This window comes from Vibrio splendidus (assembly GCF_001557875.1).
Taxonomy (GTDB): Bacteria; Pseudomonadota; Gammaproteobacteria; order Enterobacterales; family Vibrionaceae; genus Vibrio; species Vibrio splendidus_F.
Window position 1 is genome coordinate 1 of record NZ_LNRF01000050.1, and the last position, 240, is coordinate 240.

Consider the following 240-nt stretch of genomic DNA (forward strand, 5'->3'; position numbering starts at 1 on the left):
AGGCGGTAAGAGCAGCGAATAACTAATGCGATACTAGCTCAGTTGGTAGAGCGCAACCTTGCCAAGGTTGAGGTCATCGGTTCGAACCCGATGTATCGCTCCAAATTAGCCTTTTAAAGGCAAGATTCATTGACTTAAACAATGCATCCGGACGCGGGATGGAGCAGTTTGGTAGCTCGTCGGGCTCATAACCCGAAGGTCGTCGGTTCAAATCCGGCTCCCGCAACCACATTACAGTTA

The 240-nt window shown here is 50.0% G+C and carries 2 tRNA genes; both read left to right on the forward strand.

What is annotated here, in order from left to right:
* The first annotated feature begins 27 nt into the window (after positions 1-27).
* Positions 28-103, forward strand: a tRNA-Gly gene (locus tag ATB74_RS23560).
* Between the two features lie 49 nt (positions 104-152).
* A tRNA-Met gene (locus tag ATB74_RS23565) sits at positions 153-229 on the forward strand.
* Positions 230-240 lie beyond the last annotated feature (11 nt).